Source organism: Eubacterium sp. AF36-5BH (assembly GCF_003460505.1).
Classification (GTDB): domain Bacteria; phylum Bacillota; class Clostridia; order Lachnospirales; family Lachnospiraceae; genus Eubacterium_G.
The window spans coordinates 90,607-103,656 of the sequence record NZ_QTVG01000009.1 but is presented as its reverse complement, the minus strand read 5'-3'; the positions used below and the strand labels follow the sequence as shown (position 1 = coordinate 103,656).

Annotated in this window: 9 protein-coding genes and 8 tRNA genes; all 17 read left to right on the top strand. The window is 34.1% G+C overall.

Features of this window, described 5'->3' with window-relative positions:
- Positions 1-150: 150 nt before the first annotated feature.
- The gene (locus DW006_RS10290; RefSeq protein ID WP_118000333.1) at positions 151-1,398 is read left to right on the top strand and encodes a GH25 family lysozyme; all 1,248 of its coding nucleotides are present in this window, start codon (positions 151-153) and stop codon (positions 1,396-1,398) included.
- A gap of 220 nt (positions 1,399-1,618) precedes the next feature.
- Positions 1,619-1,692: transfer RNA gene (locus tag DW006_RS10285), tRNA-Arg, on the top strand.
- A gap of 322 nt (positions 1,693-2,014) precedes the next feature.
- A complete protein-coding gene (locus tag DW006_RS10280; RefSeq protein ID WP_118000331.1) occupies positions 2,015-4,723 on the top strand; it encodes an ABC transporter ATP-binding protein/permease in 2,709 nt (902 codons plus the stop codon).
- Positions 4,724-5,260: 537 nt separating this feature from the next.
- Entirely contained in the window at positions 5,261-5,482 is a 222-nt protein-coding gene (locus tag DW006_RS10275; RefSeq protein ID WP_118000329.1) for a hypothetical protein, read from the top strand.
- 160 nt (positions 5,483-5,642) lie between these two features.
- Positions 5,643-5,927, top strand: coding sequence for a rhodanese-like domain-containing protein (locus tag DW006_RS10270; protein WP_022164855.1), 285 nt, complete (start codon positions 5,643-5,645; stop codon positions 5,925-5,927).
- Positions 5,928-6,150: 223 nt separating this feature from the next.
- Complete coding sequence (locus tag DW006_RS10265; RefSeq protein WP_118000324.1) at positions 6,151-7,323, top strand: class I SAM-dependent RNA methyltransferase; 1,173 nt, start codon at positions 6,151-6,153, stop codon at positions 7,321-7,323.
- Positions 7,301-9,025 carry a lectin like domain-containing protein gene (locus DW006_RS10260; RefSeq protein WP_118000322.1) on the top strand — a complete coding sequence of 575 codons (1,725 nt, stop codon included), beginning with the start codon at positions 7,301-7,303 and terminating at the stop codon, positions 9,023-9,025. Before DW006_RS10265 ends, DW006_RS10260 begins: the two co-directional genes overlap by 23 nt.
- Before the next feature lie 245 nt (positions 9,026-9,270).
- Positions 9,271-9,864, top strand: coding sequence for an XTP/dITP diphosphatase (locus tag DW006_RS10255; protein ID WP_118000320.1), 594 nt, complete (start codon positions 9,271-9,273; stop codon positions 9,862-9,864).
- Positions 9,865-9,868: 4 nt separating this feature from the next.
- A complete protein-coding gene (locus DW006_RS10250; protein WP_118000318.1) occupies positions 9,869-10,351 on the top strand; it encodes a metallophosphoesterase in 483 nt (160 codons plus the stop codon).
- Between the two features lie 121 nt (positions 10,352-10,472).
- A tRNA-Pro gene (locus DW006_RS10245) sits at positions 10,473-10,547 on the top strand.
- Between the two features lie 6 nt (positions 10,548-10,553).
- Positions 10,554-10,624 (top strand) — tRNA-Gly (locus tag DW006_RS10240).
- 28 nt (positions 10,625-10,652) lie between these two features.
- Positions 10,653-10,726 (top strand) — tRNA-Arg (locus tag DW006_RS10235).
- A gap of 28 nt (positions 10,727-10,754) precedes the next feature.
- Positions 10,755-10,828 (top strand) — tRNA-His (locus tag DW006_RS10230).
- Between the two features lie 8 nt (positions 10,829-10,836).
- Positions 10,837-10,908: transfer RNA gene (locus DW006_RS10225), tRNA-Gln, on the top strand.
- 38 nt (positions 10,909-10,946) lie between these two features.
- Positions 10,947-11,019: transfer RNA gene (locus tag DW006_RS10220), tRNA-Lys, on the top strand.
- Between the two features lie 115 nt (positions 11,020-11,134).
- Positions 11,135-11,214: transfer RNA gene (locus DW006_RS10215), tRNA-Leu, on the top strand.
- A gap of 128 nt (positions 11,215-11,342) precedes the next feature.
- Complete coding sequence (locus DW006_RS10210; protein WP_118000316.1) at positions 11,343-12,986, top strand: NAD(P)/FAD-dependent oxidoreductase; 1,644 nt, start codon at positions 11,343-11,345, stop codon at positions 12,984-12,986.
- The last annotated feature ends 64 nt before the right edge of the window (positions 12,987-13,050 follow it).

The following is a 13,050-nucleotide window of genomic DNA, read 5'->3' as shown; positions in this document are numbered from 1 at the left end:
TCCGGTCACCGGCATAAGAGATATCACCTATGTGATATCTCTTTTTTGTGTAATAGGAAATTCTCTAAAATTTATTGTTACACAAAATCTACTATGGATGCGAGTTGTCGCCAATACACGTAAATTATTTTAATAAATTAGGAGAGAAAAATGAAAAATAAACTATTAAGAAGAATTGCAACGGCAGCCGGAGTGCTAACTATGACATGTTTAGTGTTTGGCACTTCAGCAAAAGCTTATGGAAAACAATTAAAGACAAATGTTACAATTACTAAGCTTTCTACAACAACAAAGGGAACAAAACTTCAGTGGAAGTCTAAAAAGAAATATGACAGATATATTGTTTATAGAAGCGTAAATAATGGAACATTTAAAAACGTCGATTATACTACTTCTTTAGAATACATAGATGATGATATAGAGACAGGAGAAAAATATACATATAAAATCAGACCATTAAAGTATAAAAAGCATAACAAAAAAGCTTATGGAAATTACTCGTATGTTTCAGCAGAAATAGTTGCAAAACCTCTAGGGGTTAAGGACGTAAGTGTTGTGGATTTTAAAGACTATAAGTTTGTAACATGGGATTTAAATGATAGTGCGTCAAGTTATGTTTTATATAGAAAAAAAAGTGGTGGTAAGTGGAAGTACATAACGGAATTAGCAGATGACAACGGCTCCTATAAGGATTATGATGCTTCAAAGTCAAAAAAGTATCAGTATAGAATTGCTGTGGTAGAAAACATAAACGATACTATTTATAAAAGTGCTTATACAAAATCATCTTATACCGGTAATTTAAAAGGTATAGATGTTTCATATCATAATGGAACAATTAACTGGAAAAAAGTTAAAAAAGCTGGAATTTCTTTTGCTATGATTAGACTTGGTTATGGAACAAAAAAAGGTGGCATTGTTGATAAGCAGCTAGATTACAATTATAAGAATGCAAAGAAAAATGGAATCAAGATAGGTTTATACCTTTATAGTTATGCTGACAATAACAAGGAAGCAAAAAATGAAGCTAAGTTTACATATAAAATGCTAAAAAGTTATGGCGACATTGATTATCCAATCGCTTTTGACTTTGAAAATGGATATAGAAATAAACGAAAGTACAAGAAATCCAATACAAATATAATCAAAACATATTGCGATTATTTGGAAAATAGAGGCTATGATACCAGTGTGTATTCTTACATGGACTTTTTGAAATATTCAGTGTATTACAAAAAGATATCTGACTATGGAGTATGGCTTGCAAGATGGACACATAATACAAAGAATTTTTATGATGGTGGTATTCCAAATGTTCAAATGTGGCAGTATTCTGATAGAGGAACTGTAAGGGGTATTAATTCAAGAGTAGATTTGAATTGGAATATAATAAAATAGTGTTCATATTCTTTTGATATTATTTTTCATGTCAGATTAAATTATAGTTGATAAAAGTCCGTATATTTATTAAGTTTTAGTTTATGAAGGTTGAGTTAGGACTTCTCGAATTTTCATATATTTACCTATTTTGAACCTTTTCGTATTTTTATTGATTTTTGGTTGACAGAGAAAAGGATATGATGTAAAATAAGCAATGTCGCTAAAATGTGACTTGTGCGTACGTGTAGCTCAGTTGGATAGAGCGTCTGGCTACGGACCAGAAGGCCGAGGGTTCGAATCCTTTCACGTACATAAGAGAGACTCATGATTTGAGTCTCTTTTTTTGTTTAATAAGAAATTCTAAAGGAATTTCTTATTAAATAAAAACGTTCCACAAGGGAGGGGCACTGGTGCGAGAAGAAAATAGTTGTGGGAGGGCACGTACTTGGTGTGTGGAATGTCGCAAGCGACATTCTTTTTTATGTAATAAATACTTAAGTTATAAAATAAAAAACAAAAACTTTGTTGACGGAGGGAATAAAATGTGTTATAAACTATTTGTATTAATCAGAATAGTACAATCAATACACGAGTAATACAATAGAGGAAAAGAAAAAAATAAAGGGGAAGTATAATGCTAGAAACAAAAAATTTAAAGAAAGTATACAAAACAAAAAAAGGTGTTTCTGTTAATGCTTTAAACGGGGTATCTATTAAGTTCCCGGAGAAAGGACTTGTATTTCTTTTAGGAAAGTCAGGAAGTGGAAAATCTACACTTTTAAATTTATTAGGTGGCTTGGATAAGTACGATGAAGGAGAAATAATTATTAAAGGTGTTTCATCTAAAGACTTTAACCAAAGTCATTTCGATTCTTACAGAAATACATACGTTGGATTTATTTTTCAGGAATACAACGTTTTAGAAGAATTTACCGTTGGAGCAAACATTGCATTGGCAATTGAACTTCAGGGACGAAAAGCATCTGATGAAGAAATCAATTCAATTTTAACAAAGGTTGATTTAGAGGGGTACGGAGATAGAAAGCCAAACGAATTGTCAGGTGGACAGAAACAGAGAGTGGCTATAGCAAGAGCCTTGGTAAAGAATCCACAGATTATTATGGCAGATGAGCCTACAGGAGCTTTGGATTCTAAAACAGGAAAACAGGTTTTGGATACATTAAAGAAATTGTCAGAAGAAAAACTGGTAATTGTTGTATCACATGACAGAGAATTTGCTGAAACTTATGGTGATAGAATTATCGAATTGGCAGATGGAAATATCATTGAAGATATGGAAAAGTCGGTGAAGATTGTAGCAAAGCAACGTAAAATAAATGAAGATAATTTACAGTTTAACGACACAACAGTTGTTGTAAAAAAAGGCTATCATTTAACTGAAGATGACAGGATAAAAATTAACGAATATATTGATAGAGTTAATAGCAATTTAAACATTAAGGTTGCTAACGAAAATCAGGGCGGTAGCACAGGAGAGTTTGTAAAAACAGACGAAAGTAAAATTAAATATCAGGACAGAGAATTTAAGTTAATCAAATCTAAACTACCTTTGAAAAATGCATTTAAAATTGGTGCAAGTAGTTTAAAACACAAAAAGATTAGATTGACAATTACAATTTTACTGTCATTTGTGGCGTTTACATTGTTTGCTTTAGCTGATACTTTTGGAAATTATAACCATATAAAAACATGTACAAAATCAATTGTTGATTCAAAAATAAAATACGCTACTGTTTCCAAATCAATTAAAGTAGGCGATGGCACATACAGCTATTGGAACGAATACGGAAACTATTTATCAAAAGGTGATTTGAAAAAAATCAACAAAGAGACAGGTTTGAATTTCACAGGGGTTATAACACCAAGTGAAGAATTGACTTTAGGTAACATCGACACAAATGTAAAATTAACTAAAAATGATTCATATTGTGCATATGCAAATTCAGTGTCAGGTTTTACTACTCTTGATAACAAGAAATTAAAAGAGTACAACTACAAAATGATTGCGGGAAAACTACCAGAAGGAAAGAACAACGACATTGCGTTAAGTGAATATGTTTTTGAAACTTTCAAAAAAGCTGGTTATGTAAATGGAAATAAGACAATAAAGATTAATGATTACAATGATTTAGTTGGAAAAGAAATTGCTATCGGAAAATCAAAATATAAAGTTGTGGGAATTTTTGATACACAGGTTGATTTAAATAGATACAAAGATTTGTCAGGGGATTTAAAAGGAAATTCATCTGCAGAAAATTTAGCATTGTATGCGTTAGGAAATGAACTTGGAAAAATTCAACAGTACAGTCTTTCATCTGTGGCAGTTGTAAGTAGCGAAAAGTTTGCTGAAATCAAAAACGATGTTCCTAATTTTGTTCAGATGATGAACTCATACTTAAATGTATTTGATGATAAGGCTTCAGTAGATGGTGAGTATATTGGAACAATTGACGACATAGATTTAAATGATGTTACATGGCTTGACGGAAAGAAAGATAAGCTTGCAAACAACGAAATAATTGTTGATATTAAGAGCTTTACTTTTGATGAAAACGATGAGACAACTCTTAAAGAAAAATTAGAATACTTAAAAACACATACTTTTACTGTTTATACAGGAGATGATGAGGATACTAAGAATCTGGAAAAATGTAAGGTTGTTGGTGTTTTAGATTATAGCAAGGGCGAAGATAAATACCAGGGCGTTTACATTGTTCCTGAGAATATATTTGGTTACAGCGAAGAGTGGACAAAAGGAAAAGGTGATTATGATTTTGCAGTAACAGCAATGCCTAAAAAAACTTCTGATATAGAAGATATTGTAAAATATTGCTACACAATTAGAGATGGTGTTAAATACCAGATGCAGAACTCGGTAACATACGAATTAGATACAGTTGATGAAATTTTAAAAGTAATGTCAAAGGTATTTTTCTATGTGGGACTTGGATTTGCCTTGTTTGCAATGATTATGCTTTCTAATTTTATTGCAACAAGTATTTCATACAAGAAGCAGGAAATTGGTATTTTAAGAGCCATTGGTGCAAGAAGTAATGATGTATTCAGAATTTTCTTTGCAGAAAGTTTTGTTATTGCAATGGTTAATTTTGTATTAGCATGTACAGCAACGGGAGTTGGAACAGCAATTTTAAACGGCTTGTTTAGAAGCAGGGTAGGAATTTTAATTACTGTTTTGAATTTTGGTATAAGACAGATTGCACTATTATTCATTATTAGTATAGGTGTTGCAGTAGTTGCAAGTTTCATACCGGTTTACAGGATTGCATCAAAGAAACCAATCGAGGCAATTAGAAATAAGTAAACTGTAATTGAATACAGATAATTTAGAAAAATAATAAGGCAGATAAAAACGGTAGAGAAAAACGATAAACTTTAATTGGAGAACATTAATGGACCACACATATTATAGTCAAAGTTCAAGAGGCGAAATCTTTGGTGGAGGCATCCGCCGAAGACGACGCCGCAAGAAAAGAAGATTTTAAAAATTATTCATTATTTTAATGCTGATTGTAATATGAATTGCAGCATACAGAACAAGCGGTATTAGTCAGTTCATAAAGAAACAGGCTTCCAGGAAAATTAAGATTGCTGACATTGGAAATGCAGAACAAAAAGAAATGATAAAAATATGAAAAACTTAATAACAAAAAAGTATGAAAAATAAAAATGAAGAAAACAACAAAAAGAAAAGTATGAAAAACCGAAAGTGCTAACTAAAAGGAAAAAAGGAAAAAATAATGGGGGAAAACAGTTTTGCAATTATAGCATGAATAAAAAAGAAATATGTAACCATAATATCTAATGCAAAATGTATTAAACATTTTTTTAGGAGGTTATTATGGCAAAGAAATATTCAAGTTCAAAGAATGCGTATGATTGTAATGATTCTGTAAATGAAGCTGATACAAACAAAGCTTCAAGTAAGAACTCAGCTAAAAATTCAAGCAAGAATTCTTATTCATCAGAATCAGCAAAGAATGATTATGGCAACAAGGCATCAACAGATAGTTACAATGATGAAGCATCAGATGATGCAAGTGATTGCAAGAACTGTAGATAACAAAAGAAAGCCTACAATCTTTAACAGGTTGTAGGTTTTCTTTTTACGTACTGGGAAATAAAGTACAACAGTAAATATAAAATGCCAAATGCCAAATGGTCAGGCAACTTTGTTGAATTTTGAAATATAATAGTTATATAAATTATTAGTGGATATGAACATGGGAAAATTCAATTATATATCATTAGAAGAAGCACGAACCAGAGCGATGGAAGAAAAATATATTGTCGCAGATTTGAGAAGTCCCCAGGAATTCTATTACTCACACGTTGACAATGCCATTAACGTTCCGAATCCAACAGTTGAAAAAATAGCACAGTACAATAAGAAAGATTACACATGGATTCTATATTGCAGAAGAGGTAGTCTAAGTTTCAAACTGGCAAGTGAATTATCAGATTGCGGATATAAGGTACTGGCTGTTGTGGGCGGTTACAAGGAGTAAAAGTAGAACTTGGGTTACTAAATATAGGCAGGATTAAGGAATGATACTATTGTGGTTCATGGGAATAATGTTCCTGCATTGTTGCGGAATGTTATTGTGGCTGTAAGAGAATGTCACTTCGGCTGTTAAAGTTGACATCGCAAACTATTGTTATTATTATTGAAGAAGTAGCGAAAAAAAGTTAATAGGCAATTAAAAAAATACAACAAAGATAGGAAGATAAATGGATAATTTAACATTAGTAGCACCATGTCATTTTGGTGTTGAATCAGTATTAAAAAGAGAAATTTTAGATTTAGGATATGAAATAATCAAGGTTGAAGATGGCAGAATCACATACAAAGGTGACAGCCTTGCAATTTGCAGATCAAACGTTTTTTTGCGGACGGCAGAACGTGTTTTAATTCAAATTGGAAGAGTTAAGGCAACAAGTTATGATCAACTGTTTGAGGAAGTAAAAAAGCTTAATTGGTCAGATTTTATTCCAGCAGACGGAAAGTTCTGGGTTAAGAAAGCAAGTACTGTAAAGAGCAAACTTTTTAGCCCTTCAGACATACAGAGAATTGTGAAGAAGGCAATTGTTGAAAGTCTGAAAATAGACTATAAAGTAAATTGGTTTGACGAAGATGGAAGTGAGTACCCAATTAGAGTATTCTTTTACAAGGATGAGGCAATTATTGCCCTTGACAGTACAGGTGAGTCGTTGCACAAGCGAGGTTATAGAAAGTACACAGCTAAGGCACCTATTTCAGAGACATTAGCAGCAGCTCTTATTATGCTTACTCCATGGCACAAGGATAGAATTTTAGTTGATCCTTTTTGTGGATGTGGAACATTTCCAATTGAGGCAGCCATGATTGCAGCTAACATTGCCCCTGGAATGAATAGGGAATTTACAGCAGAAGAATGGACAAATATTATAGACAAAAAAGACTGGTATCAGGCAATTAATGAGGCAAATGATTTAATTGACGATGATATACAGGTAGACATTCAGGGGTACGATATTGATAAGGAAATGGTGGAATATTCACGTAAAAATGCAGAAAATGCAGGTGTGGACCATTTAATTCATTTTCAGACAAGACCTGTGGAAAAATTAAGTCACAGCAAGAAATATGGATTTATAATTACAAACCCTCCTTACGGCGAAAGACTTGAGGAGAAGTCTGCTTTGAAACCACTTTACAGAACCATAGGGGAAAGATACAAGAGTTTGGACAGTTGGTCTGCGTTTATTATTACATCTTACGAGGATGCAGAAAAGGATATGGGAATAAAAGCAACTAAAAACCGTAAGATATATAATGGAATGTTGAAAACATATTTCTACCAGTTTATGGGACCAAAACCACCTAAAAAAGGAAAAGTGAATGAAAAGAAAGAAAATAATTAAATTAATTATTTGGGGAATTGGACTGGTTTGTATTATCGGAATTGCTAATTTTATAATTACAAGCGGTACTGTTGAAAGAAATTCAGCAGATTATGAAAAAGCTAAAATAAAAAATTGGAATGCCGTAATGGCAAAAAGCTCCAACAAAAAAGTAATTAATTTACAGGTTGATAATAAAAAAATAGAATCGAAAGATTATACGCTTTATATGAGTGACAACATGAATCTGATGATTCCAATTAATATAATAATGGATGTTTTTGACTGTTCCCAAAATATTTATGATAACAAAAGGGTAATAGTTGAAAAAGGCAGAAACATTGCGGTTATGTATATTGGAAAAGACACAATAATTTTTAACGACAACCAGTACAAATTACAGGATAAAGTCGTAAGAAAAAATGGAACAGTTTACATACCTGCAAATATTTTTAAGGATTATTTTAATTATAAATATACATGGGACAGCCATCTAAATAAGGCGTTTATGAATGACAGGGCAGTGAAGGATTCAAAGCTACCTGCAAGATATAGTTACATTGACAAAAAGAGAGCGGTGGAAGTTAAGGACCAGGGAAATTATGGAACATGTTGGGCTTTTGCAACTTTGACGGCTCTTGAAACATCACTTATGCCTGAAGAAAAATTGGATTTTTCTGAGAATAATTTGGTATACAATAATGACTTAGGAAATGACATTCAGGACGGGGGTGACTATATGATGGCAATGTCATATTTAATGGCATGGAAAGGCCCTGTTTTAGAAAAAGACGACAAATATGGAAATGAAACTTACAACAAGAATGCCAAAGTTGTAAAGCATGTTCAGGAGGCTCAAATTATTCCCGAAAAGGATTACGAACAGATAAAAGAAATGGTTTACAAATATGGCGGTGTTGAAACTTCAATGTACATGTCAATGAGTAATGCTGATATGTCGTCAGTTTATTATAACGAGACAGAACATGCCTATTGTTACAAGGGAAATAATAAGCCAAATCACGATGTTGTAATAATTGGCTGGGATGATAATTATTCAAAAGAATTGTTTAATGATACGTCAATAAAAGGTGACGGGGCTTTTATTTGCATGAACAGTTGGGGAGAAGATTTTGGCTATAAGGGAACTTTTTACGTTTCTTATTATGATGACCTTATTGGAAAAAATAACGTTTGTTACACAAAAGTAGAAGACACTGATAATTACAAGAGTATATACCAAAGCGATTTGTGTGGCTGGACGGGAACCATGGGCTTTCAAAATGAGCCTACAGTGTATTTTTCAAATGTTTTTAAGGCAAAGGCTGACGATAAAATTAAGTCGGTTGGTTTTTACGGCACAGATACTAATTTGAAATATGAAGTATTTGTATGCACAGACTACAAAAATAATGCTTCATTAAACGAGCGTAGTCATGTTGCAGCAAGGGGAAAATTGACAAATAAAGGCTTTTACACAATTGAGCTGGACAAAGAATATGCTGTGAAGAAAAATCAGAAATTTGCCATTATTATAAAAGTAACCAACAATAACAATGATAATGTATTTAAGTTGATACCGGTGGAAATGCAAACAAAATCAATGGAAGGGAAGGTAGACCTAACAGATGGGGAGGGCTATTTTAGCTCCAGTGGTGTTAATTGGCAGTCTGCCGAAAATCAGGGTTGTAATATATGTTTAAAAGCCTATGGGGCAAATTAACCGGGGATATTCCCCAAATATAAACCGCAAAACAGGCTGGAACACATTATGTACAAAACTGTTAGAATAAAGTAAAAAAACACGTGATATGAGCAATTTTGGACGAAATATTACGTGTTAAAAGCTTTAATATACATAATTGCTACATAGAAAGAAACAAAATGAACCTAGTTCCCTTTGTTTCTGACAAATGTCACTGATTTAAAGACGGTGGCAATACGTATAATACGAGAAAGGAACAAAGCATGAAAAAGATAATTTTTGCAACTACAAACGAAAATAAAGTTCGTGAAGTAAGAATGATGATGGATGGACTGGATGTAGAACTTTGCACAATGAAAGAAGCAGGAGTGGATGTTGACATTGTGGAAGACGGGACAACTTTTGAGGAAAATGCCATTATTAAGGCGAAAACGATAATGGAAATAACAGGAGAAATCGCAATTGCCGATGACTCAGGGTTAGAAGTAGATTATTTAGATGGGGCTCCGGGAATTTATTCTGCAAGATTTTTAGGGGAAGACACCAGCTACGATATAAAAAATAACTATATTATCGAAAAATTAAAAGATGCAAAGGGAAAAGAGCGTAGTGCAAGATTTGTTTGTGCCATGGCTGTAGCTTTCCCAAATGGCGAAATTTCGACCTGTAAGGGCGTAATTGAAGGTTTGATTACATACGAGCAAAAAGGAACAAACGGATTCGGATATGATCCAATTGTTTATGTGCCTGAATTTGAGATGACAACAGGCGAAATGACTCCTGAATTAAAAAACAGTATTAGTCACAGGGGAAAAGCATTAGAACAAATGAAAGAAATTTTGAAAGGAAAACTTTAAGATTATGAAAAAGGTAATAATTATTAGCGACTCACATGGAAATTTAGATAATGTTAGAAAAATTGTTGAAAAAGAGAAAAATTATGATATGGTAATTCATCTTGGGGATTTAATTGGACAGGATGATTTACTAAAAGAAATTTGCAAATGTGAAATAAAATGTGTAAGAGGAAATTGTGATTTAATGTCAGAAAATCCACTTTTTGATGTTGTAGAAGTTGAAAAAAATAAAATTTTTATAACTCATGGGCATTGTTTTGGTGTAAATTTTGGCGTGGAAAAATTATGTTACGCAGCAGAAGAAGAGGGCTGCAAAATTGCAATGTATGGTCACACTCATTATCCGGCAAATTCTGTCTATGGTGGCATAATCGTAGTAAATCCGGGCAGTGTGAGCCAACCAAGACAATTAAATCACAAGCCAACTTATGGAATTTTGACGGTAGATGACAGTGGAAAATTGGACGTTAGAATACAGTATGTTTAGCCGTAGAAATCAGGTTAAAAAAATTTTTGAAAAAAAATTAAAAAAACGCTTGACTTTATTTGGCACTTACCCTATAATTACTCTTGCGTTGTGAAACACAAGGCGACACAAAAACACAGAACGGGGTGTGGCTCAGCTTGGCTAGAGCGCCTGATTTGGGATCAGGAGGTCGCAGGTTCGAATCCTGTCACCCCGATGTTTTGCGGGTGTAGTTCAGTGGTAGAACACCAGCCTTCCAAGCTGGATATGTGGGTTCGATTCCCATCACCCGCTTCTATATAGCAATAGTTATATGGGGTATGTGTCCATAGCTCAGCTGGATAGAGCAACGGCCTTCTAAGCCGTGGGTCGGGGGTTCGAATCCCTTTGGGCACACTTCTGGATTAAACCAGAGCATGGCATGGTGGCTATAGCGCAGTTGGTTAGCGCGCCAGATTGTGGCTCTGGAGGCCGAGGGTTCGAATCCCTCTAGCCACCTTACACAATGGGCTATCGCCAAGCGGTAAGGCACAGGACTTTGACTCCTGCACTCGCTGGTTCGAATCCAGCTAGCCCAGTTAGATGGGTTAGACTCATTAAGAAAAATAATTAATACGGGCCACTAGCTCAGATGGTAGAGCACTTGACTTTTAATCAAGTTGTCTGGGGTTCGATTCCCCAGTGGCTCACTAGGGTGCAAGTTTTACTTGCACCTTTTGATTTTAACAGGGTATGCAAATACCAGCGCATAAGCTACTGTGAAGCAATTAAGGTTCATGTACTAATGTGCACAAGTTAATATCCGCGGGTGTGGCGGAATTGGCAGACGCGCTAGATTTAGGTTCTAGTGGGAGACCGTGCAGGTTCAAGTCCTGTCACCCGCAGTTTAAGAAAGTCGAATCTCTTGTTGAGGTTCGACTTTTTCTTTTGCTAGTAAATAAATACGAAATATGATAAAATTATAGAGTTGTGTGCAAACAATGACAAAGTGAAGAAAAGACTGGAGAGTAAAATGAAAAAAGTAATTATTATTGGTGCAGGCCCGGCAGGACTTACAGCAGGATACGAACTATTAAAACAAAAAGGATATGAAGTTACTATTCTGGAGGAAACGGACAGAATAGGGGGAATTTCACAGACTGTAAAATATAAAGGAAACAGAATGGACATTGGTGGCCATAGATTTTTCTCCAAAGATGACAGAGTAAATAATTGGTGGAACAATATAATGCCAATACAGGGGAAACCATCATACGACGATAAGGTTTTAGGAAGAGAAAAAAGCTACGCTACAAACGGACCTGATCCTGAAAAAGAAGATGTGGTAATGCTTGTAAGAAACAGAGTTTCAAGAATTTATTACGCAAAGCATTTCTTTGATTATCCGGTCTCTCTTAAATGGGCGACAATTAAGAACATGGGCTTTGCTACAACTATGAAGGCTGGCTTTAGTTATTTACATTCCGTTTTCAGAAAACTGCCTGAAGATAATTTGGAAAATTTCTATATAAACAGATTTGGACGAGTTTTGTATTCTATGTTTTTTGAAGGCTATACAGAGAAACTTTGGGGCCGACACCCTAGGGAAATCTCGGCAGATTGGGGAGCGCAAAGAGTAAAAGGACTTTCAATATCTGCTGTTTTAAAAGATGTATTCAGCAAGATTATGCCAAGTGGAAAAAACAAAAAAGTAGAAACTTCATTAATTGAAGAATACATATATCCTAAATATGGACCAGGCCAGTTGTGGGAAATGGTTGCCAAAGAAATAGAAGAAATGGGCGGTACCATTGTTTTTAACAGCAAGGTTACAACAATTAATACGGAAGATGGTGGTAAAACTGATAACAAAGGAGCGCATAATAAGGAAAGTAGCGGAGTACATAATCAGGAAAACAGAGAAGTGCATAATCCGGAAAATAATATAGTAAAAAGTGTTTGTTGCATAGAAAACGGACAGACAGTGGAATATGAAGGAAATATTTTTATTTCTTCAATGCCCGTTAATGACTTGGTGGCAGGCATAAAGGGCAGTGAAATACCGCAGGTAGTTGAAGAGTCAGCAAAAGATTTACCTTTCAGGGATTTCGTCACAGTTGGCTTGCTTTTAGACAAATTAAATTTGAAAAACGAAACTAAATTAAAAACTTTAAATAATATTGTGCCTGATTGCTGGATTTATGTTCAGGATACAGGAGTTAAGCTGGGAAGAATTCAGGTGTTTAACAACTGGTCGCCTTACATGGTTCAGGAGCCGGACAAATATGTTTGGATAGGACTGGAATATTTTTGCAGGGAAGGCGATGAATTCTGGAATATGAGTGATAAGGAATGTATTGATTTTGCAATTAATGAGCTGGTCAAAATGGACGTGATTAAGACAGCGGATGTGCTTGATGCTCATAGAGAAAAAATCAAGAAAGCCTATCCGGCATACTTTGATGGCTATGCAAATATGAATGAAATTATTGATTACCTTAATACTTTTGACAATTTGTATTGCGTGGGTCGAAACGGTCAGCACAGATATAACAATATGGATCATTCAATGGTTACATCTTTTGAAACTGTAAAAAATATTGTGAATAATATTAAAGACAAAAGCAATATTTGGAATGTGAATACAGACAAAGAATATCACGAAACAAAAGAATAAACATTAGCAATAGAATGACAATGGGTAGGAAATCCAAACAAAAGTAAAATTGTTACAGAAACAA

Coding starts and splice junctions, on each gene's coding strand:
- DW006_RS10260 (WP_118000322.1), top strand. CDS start 7,301: ATGAAAAGAAAGAAAATAATTAAATTAATTATTTGGGGAATTGGACTG.
- DW006_RS10280 (WP_118000331.1), top strand. CDS start 2,015: ATGCTAGAAACAAAAAATTTAAAGAAAGTATACAAAACAAAAAAAGGT.
- DW006_RS10210 (WP_118000316.1), top strand. CDS start 11,343: ATGAAAAAAGTAATTATTATTGGTGCAGGCCCGGCAGGACTTACAGCA.
- DW006_RS10275 (WP_118000329.1), top strand. CDS start 5,261: ATGGCAAAGAAATATTCAAGTTCAAAGAATGCGTATGATTGTAATGAT.
- DW006_RS10265 (WP_118000324.1), top strand. CDS start 6,151: ATGGATAATTTAACATTAGTAGCACCATGTCATTTTGGTGTTGAATCA.
- DW006_RS10255 (WP_118000320.1), top strand. CDS start 9,271: ATGAAAAAGATAATTTTTGCAACTACAAACGAAAATAAAGTTCGTGAA.
- DW006_RS10250 (WP_118000318.1), top strand. CDS start 9,869: ATGAAAAAGGTAATAATTATTAGCGACTCACATGGAAATTTAGATAAT.
- DW006_RS10290 (WP_118000333.1), top strand. CDS start 151: ATGAAAAATAAACTATTAAGAAGAATTGCAACGGCAGCCGGAGTGCTA.
- DW006_RS10270 (WP_022164855.1), top strand. CDS start 5,643: ATGGGAAAATTCAATTATATATCATTAGAAGAAGCACGAACCAGAGCG.